Origin of the sequence: Streptomyces sp. NPDC048185, assembly GCF_043202495.1 — a bacterium.
Taxonomy (GTDB): domain Bacteria; phylum Actinomycetota; class Actinomycetes; order Streptomycetales; family Streptomycetaceae; genus Streptomyces.
Genome location: NZ_JBIDAN010000007.1, coordinates 90068 through 106064, shown reverse-complemented (window position 1 = coordinate 106064; position 15997 = coordinate 90068). Strand labels below are relative to the sequence as shown.

At 72.7% G+C, this 15997-nt stretch carries 18 protein-coding genes and 1 riboswitch; of the genes, 12 read left to right on the top strand and 6 right to left on the bottom strand.

Going from position 1 to position 15997, the window contains the following annotated elements; all coding sequences use genetic code 11:
- Complete coding sequence (locus ACGF3H_RS21570; protein ID WP_362489596.1) at nucleotides 1-951, top strand: ABC transporter substrate-binding protein; 951 nt, start codon at nucleotides 1-3, stop codon at nucleotides 949-951.
- 3 nt (nucleotides 952-954) lie between these two features.
- Here ACGF3H_RS21570 and ACGF3H_RS21565 read toward each other — a convergent pair whose 3' ends face one another.
- The 3 genes from ACGF3H_RS21565 to ACGF3H_RS21555 are packed head-to-tail and all read right to left on the bottom strand — an operon-like array spanning nucleotide 955 to nucleotide 2623.
- Complete coding sequence (locus tag ACGF3H_RS21565) at nucleotides 955-1674, bottom strand: isocitrate lyase/phosphoenolpyruvate mutase family protein (protein WP_362489598.1); 720 nt, start codon at nucleotides 1672-1674, stop codon at nucleotides 955-957.
- Complete coding sequence (locus ACGF3H_RS21560) at nucleotides 1671-2117, bottom strand: carboxymuconolactone decarboxylase family protein (protein WP_362489600.1); 447 nt, start codon at nucleotides 2115-2117, stop codon at nucleotides 1671-1673. Before ACGF3H_RS21560 ends, ACGF3H_RS21565 begins: the two co-directional genes overlap by 4 nt.
- Entirely contained in the window at nucleotides 2114-2623 is a 510-nt protein-coding gene (locus tag ACGF3H_RS21555; RefSeq protein ID WP_362489602.1) for a carboxymuconolactone decarboxylase family protein, read from the bottom strand. The genes ACGF3H_RS21560 and ACGF3H_RS21555 overlap by 4 nt, the downstream gene beginning before the upstream one ends.
- A 47-nt stretch (nucleotides 2624-2670) precedes the next feature.
- On the opposite strand from ACGF3H_RS21555, the gene ACGF3H_RS21550 reads away from it, so the two are divergent.
- The 6 genes from ACGF3H_RS21550 to ACGF3H_RS21525 all read left to right on the top strand — a co-directional run bounded on the left by ACGF3H_RS21550 (nucleotide 2671) and on the right by ACGF3H_RS21525 (nucleotide 9345).
- Nucleotides 2671-4056, top strand: coding sequence for a PLP-dependent aminotransferase family protein (locus ACGF3H_RS21550; protein WP_362489604.1), 1386 nt, complete (start codon nucleotides 2671-2673; stop codon nucleotides 4054-4056).
- A gap of 78 nt (nucleotides 4057-4134) precedes the next feature.
- Nucleotides 4135-4485, top strand: a complete 351-nt coding sequence (locus ACGF3H_RS21545) for a hypothetical protein (RefSeq protein ID WP_362489606.1) — start codon at nucleotides 4135-4137, stop codon at nucleotides 4483-4485.
- A 5-nt stretch (nucleotides 4486-4490) separates the two neighbouring features.
- Nucleotides 4491-5675: a glutathionylspermidine synthase family protein gene (locus ACGF3H_RS21540; protein WP_362489607.1), complete on the top strand. Its 1185-nt coding sequence runs from the start codon at nucleotides 4491-4493 to the stop codon at nucleotides 5673-5675.
- A 187-nt stretch (nucleotides 5676-5862) separates the two neighbouring features.
- A riboswitch (ZMP/ZTP riboswitch) is annotated at nucleotides 5863-5949 on the top strand.
- Between the two features lie 29 nt (nucleotides 5950-5978).
- Nucleotides 5979-7424, top strand: a complete 1446-nt coding sequence (locus tag ACGF3H_RS21535; protein WP_362489609.1) for a glycine hydroxymethyltransferase — start codon at nucleotides 5979-5981, stop codon at nucleotides 7422-7424.
- A gap of 157 nt (nucleotides 7425-7581) precedes the next feature.
- On the top strand, nucleotides 7582-8592 hold the full coding sequence (gene trpS / locus ACGF3H_RS21530) for a tryptophan--tRNA ligase (protein WP_362489611.1): 1011 nt from the start codon (nucleotides 7582-7584) through the stop codon (nucleotides 8590-8592).
- A gap of 174 nt (nucleotides 8593-8766) precedes the next feature.
- A complete protein-coding gene (locus ACGF3H_RS21525) occupies nucleotides 8767-9345 on the top strand; it encodes a 2'-5' RNA ligase family protein (protein ID WP_362489613.1) in 579 nt (192 codons plus the stop codon).
- A gap of 8 nt (nucleotides 9346-9353) precedes the next feature.
- On the opposite strand, the gene ACGF3H_RS21520 is transcribed toward ACGF3H_RS21525, so the two are convergent.
- Together ACGF3H_RS21520 and ACGF3H_RS21515 are read right to left on the bottom strand one after the other, a co-directional pair.
- Nucleotides 9354-10109, bottom strand: a complete 756-nt coding sequence (locus ACGF3H_RS21520; RefSeq protein WP_362489615.1) for a decaprenylphospho-beta-D-erythro-pentofuranosid-2-ulose 2-reductase — start codon at nucleotides 10107-10109, stop codon at nucleotides 9354-9356.
- 17 nt (nucleotides 10110-10126) lie between these two features.
- Entirely contained in the window at nucleotides 10127-11494 is a 1368-nt protein-coding gene (locus tag ACGF3H_RS21515; protein ID WP_362489616.1) for an FAD-binding oxidoreductase, read from the bottom strand.
- A gap of 133 nt (nucleotides 11495-11627) precedes the next feature.
- Between ACGF3H_RS21515 and ACGF3H_RS21510 the strand changes: the two genes are divergently transcribed.
- The 4 genes from ACGF3H_RS21510 to ACGF3H_RS21495 are packed head-to-tail and all read left to right on the top strand — an operon-like array spanning nucleotide 11628 to nucleotide 14441.
- Nucleotides 11628-12134 carry a phosphatase PAP2 family protein gene (locus ACGF3H_RS21510; RefSeq protein WP_362489618.1) on the top strand — a complete coding sequence of 169 codons (507 nt, stop codon included), beginning with the start codon at nucleotides 11628-11630 and terminating at the stop codon, nucleotides 12132-12134.
- Complete coding sequence (locus ACGF3H_RS21505; protein ID WP_362489620.1) at nucleotides 12131-13081, top strand: decaprenyl-phosphate phosphoribosyltransferase; 951 nt, start codon at nucleotides 12131-12133, stop codon at nucleotides 13079-13081. Before ACGF3H_RS21510 ends, ACGF3H_RS21505 begins: the two co-directional genes overlap by 4 nt.
- Nucleotides 13075-13545 carry a GtrA family protein gene (locus ACGF3H_RS21500; RefSeq protein ID WP_362489622.1) on the top strand — a complete coding sequence of 157 codons (471 nt, stop codon included), beginning with the start codon at nucleotides 13075-13077 and terminating at the stop codon, nucleotides 13543-13545. The genes ACGF3H_RS21505 and ACGF3H_RS21500 overlap by 7 nt, the downstream gene beginning before the upstream one ends.
- Nucleotides 13533-14441 carry a YihY/virulence factor BrkB family protein gene (locus ACGF3H_RS21495; protein WP_362489624.1) on the top strand — a complete coding sequence of 303 codons (909 nt, stop codon included), beginning with the start codon at nucleotides 13533-13535 and terminating at the stop codon, nucleotides 14439-14441. Before ACGF3H_RS21500 ends, ACGF3H_RS21495 begins: the two co-directional genes overlap by 13 nt.
- On the opposite strand, the gene ACGF3H_RS21490 is transcribed toward ACGF3H_RS21495, so the two are convergent.
- On the bottom strand, nucleotides 14389-15663 hold the full coding sequence (locus ACGF3H_RS21490) for a D-alanyl-D-alanine carboxypeptidase (RefSeq protein WP_362489626.1): 1275 nt from the start codon (nucleotides 15661-15663) through the stop codon (nucleotides 14389-14391). The two genes, ACGF3H_RS21495 and ACGF3H_RS21490, sit on opposite strands and share 53 nt — an antisense overlap.
- Before the next feature lie 91 nt (nucleotides 15664-15754).
- Between ACGF3H_RS21490 and ACGF3H_RS21485 the strand changes: the two genes are divergently transcribed.
- On the top strand, nucleotides 15755-15994 hold the full coding sequence (locus tag ACGF3H_RS21485) for an SCO4848 family membrane protein (protein WP_115743824.1): 240 nt from the start codon (nucleotides 15755-15757) through the stop codon (nucleotides 15992-15994).
- Nucleotides 15995-15997: the final 3 nt, after the last annotated feature.

Genomic DNA, 15997 nt, shown 5'->3' with positions numbered 1-15997 from the left:
ATGTCCCGCAAGCGGATCACGGCGGCCGTCGCCGTGCTGCTGCTGGCGACCGGCTGCGGCGCCGCCGACATGACCGAGCAGGCGTCCCCGTTCGCGAACGCCCAGGGCGCGAAGACCGTCACCCTGTCCGTGCAGTCCTGGGTCGGCGCCCAGGCCAACGTGGCCGTCGCCCAGTACCTCCTCGAGCACGAGCTCGGCTACCGCGTCGACACCGTCCAGGTCGACGAGGTCCCCGCCTGGGACGCGCTCAGCCAGGGCCGGGTCGACGCCATCCTGGAGGACTGGGGCCACCCCGAGCAGGAACAGCGCTACGTCGCGGACAAGAGGACCATCGCCGCCGGCGGCGACCTCGGCGTCACCGGGCACATCGGCTGGTTCGTCCCGACGTACTTCGCCAAGAAGCACCCGGACGTCACGAACTGGAAGAACCTGAACAAGTACGCCGAGCTGCTGCGCACCGCCGAGAGCGGCGGCAAGGGCCAGCTCATGGACGGCTCCCCCTCGTACGTCACCAACGACAAGGCGCTGGTGAAGAACCTCGGCCTGGACTACCAGGTCGTCTTCGCCGGCTCCGAGGCCGCCCAGATCACCCAGATGAAGCAGTTCGCCAAGGAGGAGAAGCCCTTCCTCACCTACTGGTACACACCCCAGTGGCTGTTCGAGAAGGTGCCGATGACCGAGGTGAAGCTGCCGCCGTACAAGGAGGGCTGCGACGCCGACCCGGAGAAGGTCGACTGCGCCTACCCGGTCACGCCGCTGCAGAAGTACCTCAACGCCGGCTTCGCGCGGCACGGCGGCAAGGCGGCGGAGTTCCTCAAGAACTTCCGGTGGACGACCGAGGACCAGAACCAGGTCTCCCTGATGATCGCCGAGCAGAAGATGCGGCCCGAGGAGGCGGCGGAGAAGTGGGTGGACAGCCACGAGTCCGTCTGGCGGAAGTGGCTGCCCTGACCCTCACTTCGTCAGCCCGGCCGCGATCTCCCGCACCGCCCGCTCCGCGCGCCGCTGGAGACCCGGCCCGAACGTGACCCGGGTGGCCCCGAGTTCGCCGAGTTCGGCGGGTGAGGGGCCCTCCCCGGGCCGCCCCACCACGTTCACCGGCCCCTGGATCCCGGCCCGCAGCAGCGGCAGCACGGCGGTGGGGGCGGCGATGGGGTACACGCAGTCGGCGCCCGCGGCGACGTAGGCCGCGGCCCGCTCGATCGCCGCTGCCGGATCGCCGACGCCCCTGAGGAACGTGTCGATCCGGGCGTTCAGGAAGAGCCGGTCGCCCGCCTCCGCCCGCACCTCGGCCAGCCATTCGGCGTGCTCCGCCGGGTCCTTGAGCACCCCGTCCGCGGAGTCCTCCAGGTTGCAGCCCACGACGCCCGCCTCCAGCAGCCGCGCCACCAGCTCCTTCGGAGCCAGCCCGTAGCCGCCCTCGACGTCCGCCGACACGGGCACGTCCACGGCACGCACGATCCGCGCGACGGCCGCGAACATCTCGTCGGCCGGGGTCGACCCGTCCTCGTACCCGAGCGAGGCCGCCACCCCGGCGCTCGGAGTGGCGAGCGCCGGGAACCCGGCGTCCGCGAACACGCGGGCGCTCGCCGCGTCCCAGGGGCCGGGCAGGACGAGGGGATCGCCCGGAGCCCGGCCGCGGTGCAGGGCGCGGAAGACGCCGACCTTGCTCATGGTGTGTAACCCCCCGGCGGGATGCGACGGCTGACCATCAGCCGGTTCCAGCTGTTGATGACCGCGACCAGCCCGACGAGGTGGGCCAGCTCGCTCTCGGAGAAGTGCGCGGCGGCCCGCTCGTACACGGCGTCGGGCACGAAGCCCTCCGTCAGGACCGTCACCGCCTCGGTCAGCGCGAGCGCGGCCCGCTCCCGCTCGCCGTAGAGCTCCTCGGCCTCCTCCCAGGCGTCGAGCAGACCGAGCCGCTGCTCGCTCTCCCCGTTCTTCCGGGCGAGGGTGAGGTGCATGTCCAGGCAGAACGCGCAGTGGTTGAGCTGCGAGGCCCGGATCATCACCAGCTCGGCGAGCACGGGATCGCCGAGCCCCTTCTTGGCCGCGGCGCTGAGCGCGGACATGGCCTGGGCGACCTCCCGGTCCAGGAGCCGCGTGCGGGCCGTCATCCGTGCTGTCCCGGCCGGTAGTGCCCCGGGGTCAGGCGGCAGGTCACGCCGAAGCGGTTCCAGGCGTTGATCACCGTGACGACGGCGATCAGCTGCGCCAGCTCCGGCTCGTCGAAGTGCTGCGCGGCCCGCTCGTAGACCTCGTCGGGGACGAAACCGTCCGTCAGCACGGTCACGGCCTCCGTCAGCTCCAGCGCCGCCAGCTCCTTCTCGGTGTAGAAGTGCCGCGACTCGTCCCAGGCGCTGAGCTGGATGATCCGCTCGACGCTCTCCCCGGCCGCCAGGGCGTCCTTGCTGTGCATGTCGATGCACAGGGCGCAGCGGTTGATCTGCGAGGCGCGGATCTTCACCAGCTCGAACAGCGTCGGGTCCACCCCCCGCCGGGCGGCCGTGTCCAGCCGGATCATCGCCTTGTACACCTCGGGTGCGTGCTTGGCCCATTCCAGCCGTACGGGCAGTTCGGAAGCGTACTCCGCGGTCCTCGTGTCATCGGTGTGCGTCGTCATGCCCTCGACCCTAGGAAGGAAGCAGCCCAGGGGTATGGTCCATTTCCATGGCGAAAACGTGGGCCACTCTCGGCGTCGACCTGCACCTGGAACCCACCGGGCCGGGCCTGCGCCGCGGCCTCACGGACGCCCTGCGCGAGGCCGTCCGCACCGGCCGCCTGGCCCCGGGCACCCGGCTGCCCGCCTCCCGCGTCCTCGCCGCCGACCTCGGCATCGCCCGCAACACCGTCGCCGACGCCTACGCCGACCTCGTCGCCGAGGGCTGGCTCACCGCGCGCCAGGGCTCCGGCACCCGCGTCGCGGACCGCGCCGTCGTCCCGCCCGCCGGCTCCTCCCCGCGCCCCCGTACCCCCACCCGCCCCGCCTACGACCTCCGCCCGGGCACGCCCGACCTGTCCTCCTTCCCGCGCGCGGAGTGGCTCAAGGCGGCCCGCCGCGCCCTCACCGCCGCCCCCCACGACGCCCTCGGCTACGGCGACCCGCGCGGGCACCCGGAGCTGCGCACCGCGCTGGCCGGCTACCTCGCCCGGGCCCGCGGCGTGCGCGCCGACCCCGAACGCGTCGTGGTCCTCGGCGGGTTCGCGCACGGACTGACCCTGCTCGCCGCCGTGCTGAAGGCCCGCGGCGTGCACACCGTCGCCGTCGAGTCGTACGGCCTCCACGTGCACCGCGACCTGCTCACCGCCGCCGGACTGCGCACCGTCCCACTGCCCTTCGACGCGCGCGGCACCGACCCCGTCGGGCCGGCCGGCGCGGGCGCCGTCCTGCTCACCCCCGCCCACCAGTTCCCGATGGGCGTGCCCCTGCTCCCGGACCGGCGGGCCGCCGTCGTCGACTGGGCGCGGCGCACCGGCGGCCTGGTCCTGGAGGACGACTACGACGGCGAGTTCCGCTACGACCGCCAGCCCGTCGGCGCCCTCCAGGGCCTGGACCCCGACCGCGTCGTCTACCTCGGCACCGCGAGCAAGTCCCTCGCCCCCGGCCTCCGGCTGGCCTGGGCCGTGCTCCCGCCGGGCCTCGCCGACGACCTCACCGCGACCCGCGGGGGCCTCGACACCACCGGCGTGCTGGACCAGCTGACCCTGGCCGAGTTCCTCACCTCCGGCGCCTACGACCGGCACGTCCGCTCGGCCCGCCTGCGCTACCGGCGCCGCCGGGACGCCCTGGTCGCGGCGCTCGCCGACCGTGCGCCCGAGGTGCGGGTCACCGGGATCGCGGCCGGCCTGCACGCCGTGCTCGGGCTGCCGCCCGGCACCGAGCAGCAGGTGGTCCGCGCGGCGGCCTGGCAGGGCCTCGGCCTGTACGGGCTGTCCGTCTTCCGTCATCCCGAGGCGGTGACCGAGCCGCGGGACGCCGTGGTCGTCGGCTACGGCACCCCGCCCGACCACGCCTGGGCGGGGGCCCTGGACGCGCTGTGCCGGGCGCTGCCGTAGAGTCCACCCGCGGCGCGGGCCGTACACTCGATCGGCCCAACTGTCGTACAGGTGCGTGGACAACGGGGAGACAAGGACATGGCAGAGACCCGGCGGCGGCTGCGGTCGAGCACCGTGGTGCTCGGCGGCATGGGAGTGCTCGCGGCGGCCCTGAGCGCGTGCGGCTCGGACCCCGACCGCCGCTGCGTGGACCGTGACAGCTACGACTACCTCAACGGCTACAAGGTCGTCGCCGACAAGAACTGCAAGTCCGGCTCGTCCGGCAGCTCCTCGAGCAAGGGCCGCAAGACCTCGCGGGTCTCGGACGCCGACTGGTACTACGACGCCGACGTCAGCAAGGGCTGGGCCGACTCCGGCACCTTCAGCCGCGACGAGGCCGTCGACCGCGGCGGCTTCGGCTGCTCGGGCTCCGGCAGCGGCGGCGGCTGAGCCGCGTGGAACGCCGCACCGTCGAGCCCCGCCCCGGCTGGCAGCAGACCGTCGAGGAGCAGGGGCTCATCTACCCCCTCACCCGCTACCCCGACGACTCCCTGCGGCCCTACTGGGACGAGAGCGCCTACTACGTCTTCCCCCTGGACGAGGTGGAGGCGCTGGAGGAGGTCGTCGAGGAACTGCACCGCATGTGCCTGGCGGCGGCCGAGCACATCGTGACCGCCGGCCGCTTCGGCGACCTCGGCATCACCGACCCGCGCGTCGTCCACGCGGTCACCGAGGCCTGGCGGCGGCGCTCCGAACTCCCCTCCGTCTACGCCCGCTTCGACCTGCGGTACGACGGCACGGGCCCGGCCAAGCTCCTGGAGTACAACGCCGACACCCCGACCTCCCTGGTCGAGGCGGCCTCCCCGCAGTGGTTCTGGATGGAGGAGCGCTTTCCCGGCGCCGACCAGTGGAACTCGCTCCACGAGCGCCTCGTGGACGCCTGGAAGAAGCAGGCCGCCCTCCTCCCGCCGGGCAGCCCCCTGTACTTCGCGCACTCCTCGGACGACGAGCTCGGCGAGGACCTGATGACGGTCGCCTACCTCAAGGAGACCGCCGAGCAGGCGGGGCTGGCCACCGACTGGATCTCCATGGAGGAGATCGGCTGGGACCGCCTCTCGGGCCGCTTCGTCGACAACAGGCTCCGCTTCATCCGCAGCATCTTCAAGCTCTACCCCTGGGAGTGGCTCACCACCGACCGCTTCGCCGACCACGTCCTGGAGACCCTGGACAACGGCGGCGGCACCGGCACCACTCTGTGGATCGAGCCCGCCTGGAAGATGCTGCTCAGCAACAAGGCCCTGCTGGCGATCCTCTGGGAGCTCTACCCCGGCCACCCGAACCTCCTCCCGGCCTACCTGGACGGCCCGCGCGAGCTGGCCGGCACCACGGGCTGGGTCGCCAAGCCCCTCCTCGGCCGCGAGGGCGCCGGCGTCACGGTCCACGCCCCCGGCACCGACCCGGCGCCCCGCGACGAGCCCTGCTGCTACCAGGAACTGGCCCCCCTGCCCGCCTTCGACGGCAACCACGTGGTCCTGGGCGCGTGGGTGGTCGAGAACGAGTCGGCGGGCCTGGGCATCAGGGAGTCGAGCGGCCTGATCACGGACGAATACGCCCGCTTCCTGCCCCACGTGATCCTGTGACCGGCCCCGACCGGCCCCGAACGGCCCCGTAGGGACCGCCGAGGGGCGCGGGGCCGTGGCATGTGCGGCTCCGCCGCGTGGGCGCGACCAGCCACTACGGCGCCGCAGCCCGCGACGGACGACGACCCCGCAGACGCTCCCGCATCCCGGACACGACACGCATCGCCGGAACACACCCGGTACCCTGACCACGGGCCGTGACTGGCGCGCAAGGATGGGACGAACCATCGGGAAGCGGTCCGAGCGACGAGTGCCGAGCGCCTGGGCCGACCTGAACGCTGATCCCCACGTCCGGAGGCCCCCGTGTCCGCAGACCTGACCCCCGAGTCCGTCGCCTACCGTGCCGCGCTGCAGGCGATCCGCGCCGTCGAGCCGCGCGTCGCCGACGCCATCGGCCAGGAGGTCGCCGACCAGCGCGAGATGCTCAAGCTGATCGCCTCCGAGAACTACGCCTCCCCGGCCACCCTGCTGACCATGGGCAACTGGTTCAGCGACAAGTACGCCGAGGGCACCGTCGGCCGCCGCTTCTACGCCGGCTGCCGCAACGTCGACACCGTCGAGTCGCTGGCCGCCGAGCACGCCCGTGAGCTCTTCGGCGCCCGCCACGCCTACGTCCAGCCGCACTCCGGCATCGACGCCAACCTGGTCGCCTTCTGGGCCGTGCTCGCCGACCGCGTGGAGGCGCCGTTCCTCCAGAAGACCGGCGTCCGCCAGATCAACGACCTCTCCGAGGCCGACTGGGCCGAGCTGCGCCAGGCCTTCGGAAACCAGCGCATGCTCGGCATGTCCCTCGACGCGGGCGGCCACCTCACCCACGGCTTCCGCCCGAACATCTCCGGCAAGATGTTCGACCAGCGTTCCTACGGCACGGACCCCGAGACCGGTCTCATCGACTACGAGGCCCTGCGCGCCCAGGCCCGCGAGTTCAAGCCGCTGATCATCGTCGCCGGCTACTCCGCCTACCCCCGCCTGGTGAACTTCCGGATCATGCGCGAGATCGCCGACGAGGTCGGCGCGACCCTCATGGTCGACATGGCGCACTTCGCCGGCCTGGTCGCGGGCAAGGTCCTCACCGGCGACTTCGACCCGGTCCCGCACGCCCAGATCGTCACGACGACCACGCACAAGTCGCTGCGCGGCCCGCGCGGCGGCATGGTGCTGTGCGACGACTCCCTCAAGGACCAGGTCGACCGGGGCTGCCCGATGGTCCTCGGCGGCCCGCTCCCGCACGTCATGGCCGCCAAGGCCGTCGCCCTCGCCGAGGCCCGGCAGCCCGCGTTCCAGGACTACGCGCAGCGCATCGTCGACAACTCCCGCGCCCTCGCCGAGGGCCTGACGCGCCGCGGCGCCACCCTGGTGACCGGCGGCACGGACAACCACCTGAACCTGATCGACGTGGCGTCCTCCTACGGCCTCACCGGCCGCCAGGCCGAGCAGGCCCTGCTGGACTCCGGCATCGTCACCAACCGCAACGCCATCCCGGCCGACCCGAACGGCGCCTGGTACACCTCCGGCATCCGGATCGGCACCCCGGCGCTGACCACGCGGGGCCTCGGCACCGCCGAGATGGACGAGGTCGCGGGTCTCATCGACCGCGTCCTCGCGGCCGCCGAGCCGGGCACCACCAAGTCGGGCGCCCCCTCCAAGGCGTCCCACGTCCTGGACGAGAAGATCTCCGACGAGATCTCCCGCCGCGCGACGGACCTGGTGGCGGGCTTCCCGCTGTACCCGGAGATCGACCTGGGCTGAGGCGCCCCGTCAGGGGCGCGGGGAACTGCGCGATCAGCACCCCACGATCCGCAGTTCCCCACGCACAGAACCCCCCGGGCGCTCTGAGACAATGAAAAACATGGCCTCTGAACGCCCTCCCGTCTCCCACCACCACCCTCAGGGGAATGGCTCCGCCATGCGGCACCGTCCTCGCGTGCTCTCCGGTATCCAGCCGACCTCCGGCTCGTTCCACCTCGGCAACTACCTCGGCGCCGTCCGCCAGTGGGTCGACATGCAGAACACCCACGACGCGTTCTACATGGTCGTCGACCTGCACGCGATCACGGTCCCGCAGGACCCGAAGGTGCTCCGGGAGAACACCCGCGTCGCCGCCGCCCAGCTCCTCGCGGCCGGTCTCGACCCCGAGCACTGCACGCTGTTCGTGCAGAGCCACGTGCCCGAGCACGCCCAGCTCGGCTGGCTCATGAACTGCATCACCGGTTTCGGCGAGGCCTCGCGGATGACCCAGTTCAAGGACAAGTCCGCCAAGCAGGGCAGCGACCGCACCACCGTCGGCCTGTTCACGTACCCGATGCTGATGGTCGCCGACATCCTGCTCTACCAGGCCGACCAGGTCCCCGTCGGCGAGGACCAGCGCCAGCACCTCGAACTGACCCGCGACCTCGCCGACCGGTTCAACCAGACCTACGGCGACACCTTCACCATGCCGAGCGCCTACATCCTCAAGGAGACGGCGAAGATCTACGACCTTCAGGACCCGACCGCCAAGATGAGCAAGTCGGCGGCCACCCCGAAGGGCCTGATCAACCTCCTCGACGAGCCGAAGGCCACCGCGAAGAAGGTCAAGAGCGCGGTCACGGACACCGACACGGTGATCCGCTTCGACCGTGAGCACAAGCCCGGCGTCAGCAACCTGCTGACGATCTACTCCACCCTCACCGGTACGACGGTCCCCGAGTTGGAGCAGCAGTACGAGGGCAAGGGCTACGGCGCCCTGAAGACGGATCTCGCCGAGATCATGGTCGAGTTCGTGTCGCCCTTCCGGGAGCGGACCCAGCAGTACCTGGACGACCCGGAGACCCTCGACGCGGTGCTGGCCAAGGGCGCGGAGAAGGCGCGCAGCGTCGCCGCGGAGACCCTCGCCCGGGCCTACGACGGCATGGGCTTCCTGCCCGCCAAGCACTGACCCGGCGGTACCGCACCGAGCCCCCGGCACGCCACCGGAGCGCTGCACATCACTCCGGTTGCGCCTGCCCGGGACAGGGTGGTGGCCGTACAGTCGATAACCGGGTGGCCGCATCGGCGGCCACCGCCGCACGCCGGTGGGCGGGCGGCACCGACAGAACGACAGGGAGACGACGTGGGGACCGTAACGATCGGCGTGTCGATCGCGGTCCCGGAGCCTCACGGCAGCCGGCTTCAGCAGCTGCGCGCGGGCTTCGGCGACGCCGCGGCGCACGGCATCCCCACGCACGTCACGCTGCTGCCGCCGACCGAGATCGACGGGGCCGTGCTGCCCGCCGTCGAGTCGCACCTGGCGGAGGTGGCGGCCCGTGGCCGGCCCTTCCCGATGCGGCTGTCCGGCACCGGGACCTTCCGCCCGCTGTCGCCCGTGGTCTTCGTCCGGGTCGTCGAGGGCGCCGCGGCCTGCTCCTGGCTCCAGAAGCGGGTCCGCGACTCCTCCGGGCCGGTCCCGCGCGAACTGCAGTTCCCGTACCACCCGCACGTCACGGTCGCGCACGGCATCGACGAGGCCGCGATGGACCGCGCCTACGAGGAGCTGGCCGACTACGAGGCCCAGTGGCCGTGCACCGGCTTCGCGCTCTACGAGCAGGGCGCCGACGGGGTGTGGCGCAAGCTGCGCGAGTTCCCCTTCGGCAGCGCGGTCGTGCCCCCGCAGGCCGGACGCGTGGAGAGCAGCTCCCTGCCGGCCCGCTGACGCGGCCGCTACAGCGGAAGCCGTCGGAACACCCCCCGCGGCAGGTGCCGCAGCGCCGACATCACCACGCGCAGCGCGCCCGGCACCCACACCGTCTCCGAGCGGCGCCGCAGCCCCAGTTCGATGGCCGTGGCGACCGCCTCGGGCGTCGTGGCGAACGGCGCCTCCTCCATCCCGGCGGTCATCCGCGACCGCACGAACCCGGGGCGTACGACCATGACGTGCACGCCCGTGCCGTGCAGCGCGTCGCCGAGGCCCTGCGCGAAGACGTCCAGGCCGGCCTTGCTGGAGCCGTAGATGAAGTTGGCCCGGCGGGCCCGCTCCCCGGCCACGGACGACAGCACCACCAGCGAACCGTGCCCCTGCGCCTGGAGCGCGCGGGCGCTCACCAGACCGGCCGAGACCGCGCCGGTGTAGTTGGTCTGCGCGACCCGCACGGCGTTCAGCGGCTCCCGCTCGTCGTGCGCCTGGTCCCCGAGGACGCCGAACGCGAGCAGCACCAGGTCGACGTCGCCCTCGGCGAACACCTTGCCCAGCGCCTCCTCGTGGGACCCGGGGTCCAGCGCGTCGAAGGCGACGGTGCGCACCTCGGCGCCCAGCCCGCGCAGCTGTCCGGCCGCCGCGTCCAGCGCGGGCGAGGGGCGGCCGGCCAGCCACACGGTGCGGGTGCGGCGGGCGACCAGCCGGCGCGCGGTGGCCAGCGCGATCTCGGACGTACCGCCGAGGACGAGAAGGGACTGGGGGAGGCCGAAGGCGTCCTTCACGACAGCTCCAGAGGGGGTCACAGGGCGAGGCGCCGGGACAGGTCGGACATGAACACCCCGCGCGGGTCCAGCTCCGCGCGCAGCGCGCGGAAGTCGTCCAGGCGCGGGTACATCGCGGCCAGCAACTCGGGCCGCAGCCGGGAGTCCTTGGCGAGGTAGACCCGGCCGCCGGCCGCGGCGACCTCCTCGTCGAGCTCGTCGAGGAAGGCACCGAGCCCCGGCAGCCCGGCCGGGACGTCCAGCGCCAGGGTCCAGCCGGGCACGGGGAACGACAGCCAGCCCGGGTCGGCGTCCCCGAAGCGCTTGAGGACGGCCAGGAAGGACGGGCAGCGGTGCGCGGAGATGCGCCGCACGATCCGGCGCAGGGTCTCCTCCCGGCCGTGACCGACGACGAACTGGTACTGCAGGAAGCCGCCGCGGCCGTAGATGCGGTTCCAATGGGGCACCCCGTCCAGGGGGTGGAAGAAGGTGGGGATCCGCTGGAGCTGCCCGCGGCGCGCACGGGGGGCCTTGCGGTACCAGAGCTCGTTGAACAGGCCCACGCTCGTCCGGCTGAGCAGCCCCTCCGGGAGGAAACCCGGCGCGGCCGGCAGGCGCGAGGTGCGGAAGGCCGTCGGTTCGCGGCGGGCCCGGGCGGGCAGCGCGTCCAGCGGGGCGTGGTCGCCGCGGGTGAGCACCGCTCGCCCGGTCGCCGCGCCGTGCGCGAGGAGGTCGATCCAGGCCACCGAGTAGCGGTAGCGGTGGTCGGTGGCCGTCAGACGGGCCATGAGGTCGTCGAGGTCGGCGGCGCGTTCGGTGTCCACCGACATGAGCGCGGTCTCGACCCGCTGGAGCCGTACGGTCGCGGTGAGGATCACCCCGGTCAGGCCCATGCCCCCGGCGGTGGCGTCGAACAGCGGCGTGCCCCGCTCGACGGTGCGGACCCCGCCGTCGGCGGTGAGCAGCTCCAGGGACGGCACGTGGCGGGAGAACGAGCCCGACACGTGGTGGTTCTTGCCGTGGATGTCGGCGCCGATCGCCCCGCCGACGGTCACGTAGCGGGTGCCGGGCGTCACCGGCACGAACCAGCCGAGCGGCAGCAGGACCTCCATCAGCCGGTGCAGGGAGACGCCCGCGCCGCACAGCACGGTGCCGCCGTCGACGTCGATGGCGTGGATGCGGTCCAGACCCGTCATGTCGAGCACGGCACCGCCCGCGTTCTGCGCCGCGTCGCCGTACGCCCGGCCCAGGCCCCTCGGGATGCCGCCGCGGGCCCCGCAGTCCCGGACCGCCGCCGCGGCCTCCTCGTACGTCCGCGGACGGATCAGACGGGCCGCGGTGGGCGCGGTGCGCCCCCAGCCGGTGACGGGGCCCCACTCGTCGACGGGAACGGTGTCGGCAGACATGCCGGTGACCGTATCCCCCGAGGGCGAACGATCTGTTCCAAAACATCCCGTCCCTCCCCGAAACGGGTGATTAATGGTATGTCGCTCGATCATGCCGGACTTACCGCGCCGTCGGCGTGAACAGTGAGTCCCCATGGACGACCTCGACGACATGGACCACCGGATCGTGACGGCGCTCAGAGCCTGCGGCACGGACCCGCGTGTGGCCGCTGCCGCGCGCGCCCTGTCCTGGGCCGGGGAACACGGAGCGCTGTGGGTCGCCGCGGGCCTCGCGTCGGCCGCCGTGGACCGCCCGCGACGGGCGGCCTGGCTGCGCGGCACCGCCCTCACCGCGGGCGCGCACCTGGCCAGCATGGGGGTGAAGCGGGTCGTGCGCCGTCCCCGCCCCGCGCACGTCCAGCCCCTGGTGCGCACCGCGGGCCGGCACTCCTTCCCCAGCTCCCACGCCACCTCCGCCGCGGCCGCCGCCGTCGTCTTCGGCGCGCTCGGCGTGCGCGCGGCCTGGCCGCTGGCCGCCGCCGTGTGCGTGTCCCGGCTGGTCGTCGGCGTCCACTACCCGTCCGACGTGGCGGCGGGCGCGGCCCTCGGTGCGCTCACCGCCCGGCTCGGCGCCGACTGGATGCGGGGAGGGACCCGGTGACCGACACGGCCGTCCTGCGGCAACGCGCCCCCGAACAGCCCCCGCAGCCCGCCCCGCCCCGCCGCGGGGGCCTCGCGGGCGGCCTGCTCAGGACCGCACGCCCCCGCCAGTGGATCAAGAACGTCCTGGTCGTCGCCGCCCCGGCCGCCGCCGGCGAGCTGTTCTCCCGGCACGCCCTGGGCCGGCTCGCCCTCGTCTTCGTCCTGTTCACCGCCTGCGCCGCCGCCGTCTACCTCGTCAACGACGCCCGCGACGCCGAGGCCGACCGCGCCCACCCGGTCAAACGCCACCGCCCGGTCGCCGCCGGACAGGTCCCGGTGCCGGTCGCCCACGCCGTCGGGGCCCTTCTGGGGGTGCTCGCGCCCGTCGTCGCGGCCTGGCTGTGCCCACCGCCCGTCGTGGCCCTGCTGATCGCCTACCTCGCGATGCAACTGGCGTACTGCGTCAGCCTCAAGCACGTCCTGGTCGTCGACCTCGCCGTCGTCACCACCGGCTTCCTGATGCGCGCCATGATCGGCGGGCTCGCGCTGGGCATCCCGCTGTCGCGCTGGTTCCTCATCACCACCGGCTTCGGCGCCCTGTTCATGGTCTCCGCCAAGCGCTACAGCGAGGCCGTGCAGATGACCGGCAAGGCGGGCGCCACCCGCGCCCTGCTCACCGAGTACACCACCGGCTACCTGCGCTTCGTCTGGCAGCTCGCGGCCGGCGTCGCCGTCCTCGGCTACTGCCTGTGGGCCATGGAGGAGGGCGGCGTCCCGCACACCAGCGTGCTGCCCTGGCGCCAGCTGTCCATGGTCGCCTTCATCCTCGCCGTGCTGCGCTACGCCGTCTTCGCCGACCGCGGCACCGCGGGCGAACCCGAGGACGTCGTCCTGCGCGACCGCGCCCTCGCGCTGATCGGCCTGGTGTGGGTGGCGATGTACGGCCTGGCGGTGGCCAATTGGTGATCGGCCGGCGCGAACTGGTGGGCTTCGCCACCGCCGGACTGCTCGCCTACGCCGTCGACCTCGGTCTCTTCACCGTGCTGCGCGGCCCCGCCGGACTCGGCCCGCTCACCGCGAAGACCCTGTCCTTCGTCGCCGGCTGCTCCGTGGCCTACGCGGGCAACGCGCTGGGCACCTACCGGCACACCCGGCCGCGCGGCCTGCGCCCGTACGCCGTGTTCTTCGCGGTGAACCTCGCCGGCGCCGCCGTGCAGTTGCTGTGCCTGGCCGTCAGCCACTACGGCCTCGGCCTCGCCTCGCAGCGCGCCGACACCGTCTCGGGGGCGGGAATCGGCATGGCACTGGCCACCATCCTGCGTTTCTGGGGCACAAGGACACTGGTCTTCCGCTCCGGGGAGACGACCGGCCACCGGCCGGGATCATGGACCGGGACAACCGGGGGCAGAGTCGGATCATGGACTGGCTGAAGAAGCTCCCCGTGGTGGGGCCGTGGATCGCACGGCTGATGACCACGCACGCGTGGCGGTCGTACGAACGGCTGGACCGGGTCACGTGGACGCGGCTGGCCGCCGCGATGACCTTCACCAGCTTCGTGGCGCTCTTCCCGCTGCTCAGCCTCGCCGCCGCCGTCGCCGCCGCCACGCTCAGCGAGAAGCAGCAGGACCAGCTGCAGGACAAGATCGCCGAGCAGGTGCCGGGCATCTCCGACCAGCTGAACATCCAGGGTCTGGTCGACAACGCCGGCACCATCGGCCTCATCTCCGGCCTCCTGCTGCTCTTCACCGGCATCGGCTGGGTCGACGCCACCCGGGGCTGTCTGCGCGCCGTCTGGGAGCTGCCGGACGAGGAGGAGAACCCGTTCCTGCACCGGGCCAAGGACGCGGGCGTCCTCGTCGGCATCGGCGGTGCCGTCCTGGTCACCGTCGGCATCTCCACCGTCGCCTCGGCGCTCGTCGGCTGGATCATCCGCCAGCTGGGCATCTCCGAGGGCGGCTTCGGCAGCGTCCTGCTGCACATCGCCGCCTTCGCCGTCGCCGTCCTCGCCGACTTCCTCCTGCTGCTGTACGTGCTGACCCTGCTCCCCGGCGTCCAGCCGACCCGTCGCCGCCTGCTGGTGGCCGCGCTGATCGGCGCGGTCGGCTTCGAACTGCTCAAGCTGCTGCTGAGCGGCTACATGCAGGGAGTGGCCACGAAGAGCATGTACGGCGCCTTCGGCGTCCCCGTCGCCCTGCTGCTGTGGATCAACTTCACGTCGAAGCTGGTGCTGTTCTGCGCCGCCTGGACGGCCACCGGCAGCAAGGCGGAGGAACTCACGGACGGGACCGGCGACGCATCAGCTCCGGCAGCGGCCAGCGACGGTTGACCAGGAACGCGCCGCCCGCGAGCAGCACCAGCACCCCGGCGGCGATGCCGGCCGCGATCCCGACACCGCCGGAGCCGTCCGCCGCCGGGGCGCCCGCCACCGGCTTCGTCCCCGCGGCGGCCTTGCCGCTGCCGCCACCGGCCTGACCCGAGGCGTCGGGCCCCGGGCTCGTCTGCACCGCGCTCCTCGGCGGCACCAGCTCACCGACCGGCTTCACCTTGCCGGCCGCCTGGAAACCCCAGTCGAGCAGCCGTGCGGTCTCCTTGTAGACCTCGTTGTGCTCGTTCTTCGCCGGGTTCATCACGGTGACCAGCAGCACCCTGCCGCCGCGCTCGGCGACACCGGTGAAGGTGGCGCCCGCGTTGGTGGTGTTGCCGTTCTTCACGCCGGCGATGCCGGGATAGACGTCCATGTCCGAGTCGCCCCGCAGCAGGCGGTTGGTGTTCTGGATCTCGAAGGACTTGCGGTACGTCTTGCCCTTCTTGTCCTTGGCCGTCTCGCCCGGGAACTTCGCGCGGACCGTCGAGGCGTACTCGCGGAAGTCCTTCTTCTGCAGCCCCGAACGGGCGAACAGCGTCAGGTCGTACGCGGAGGAGACCTGGCCCGGCATGTCGTAGCCGTCGGGGCTGACCACGGTGGTGTCGAGGGCCTGGAGTTCCGCGGCGTGCTCGTTCATCTCCTCGACCGTCCTGTCGACCCCGCCGTTCATCGCCGACAGCACGTGCACGGCGTCGTTCCCGGAGCGCAGGAAGACGCCGAGCCACAGGTCGTGAACGGTGTACGTCTCCTCCTCCTTGATGCCGACCAGGCTGGACCCGGCGCCGACGCCCGCGAGGTCGGAGACCGCGACCTTGTGCTGCGTGGTCTTCGGCCACTTCGGCAGCAGCGTGTCGGCGAACAGCATCTTCAGGGTGCTCGCCGGGGCCAGCCGCCAGTGGGCGTTGTGCGCGGCGAGCACGTCGCCGGACTCGGCGTCGGCCACGATCCAGGAGCGAGCGGTGAGGTCCTTGGGCAGGACGGGGGCGCCGCCCGCGAGGTCGACCTGGTTCCCGGGCTGCCCGAGCCGGGTGCCGCCCACGGACGACATCGTCGCCGGGGGCGTGACCGACGGGCTCGCCGACGGGCCGGGCGCCGCGTACGCGGTCGGTGTGAGGGTCAGGGCGGTCAGGGCGGCGGAGGTGACCAGCAGGGAGCGCCGGCCGGTCTTCTTGGGTGCGGGCACGAGCGAGAACGTACCGCCCGTCCGCGGCACCGGCCCAGCCCCCTCCCCACCCCGGACACGGAACCGGACAGGCGGCGGAGATACTGAGGGCATGAAGCTCAGCCGCCCCGTCTCCTGGTTCCTGCTCGCCTTCGGGGTGTGGAGCTGGATCATCTGGATCACTTTCGTCAAAAACCTGGTCAAGGACGGCAGCGGGCTGGCCTTCGAGGACGGCGACCCCACGGCGTACTTCTGGGTGCACCTGCTGCTCGCGATCGTCTCCTTCGTATTGGGGACGGTCGTCGGGGGCATCGGGTTGCGCGGAGTGCGCGCACTGCGCCGAACGTCATAACGT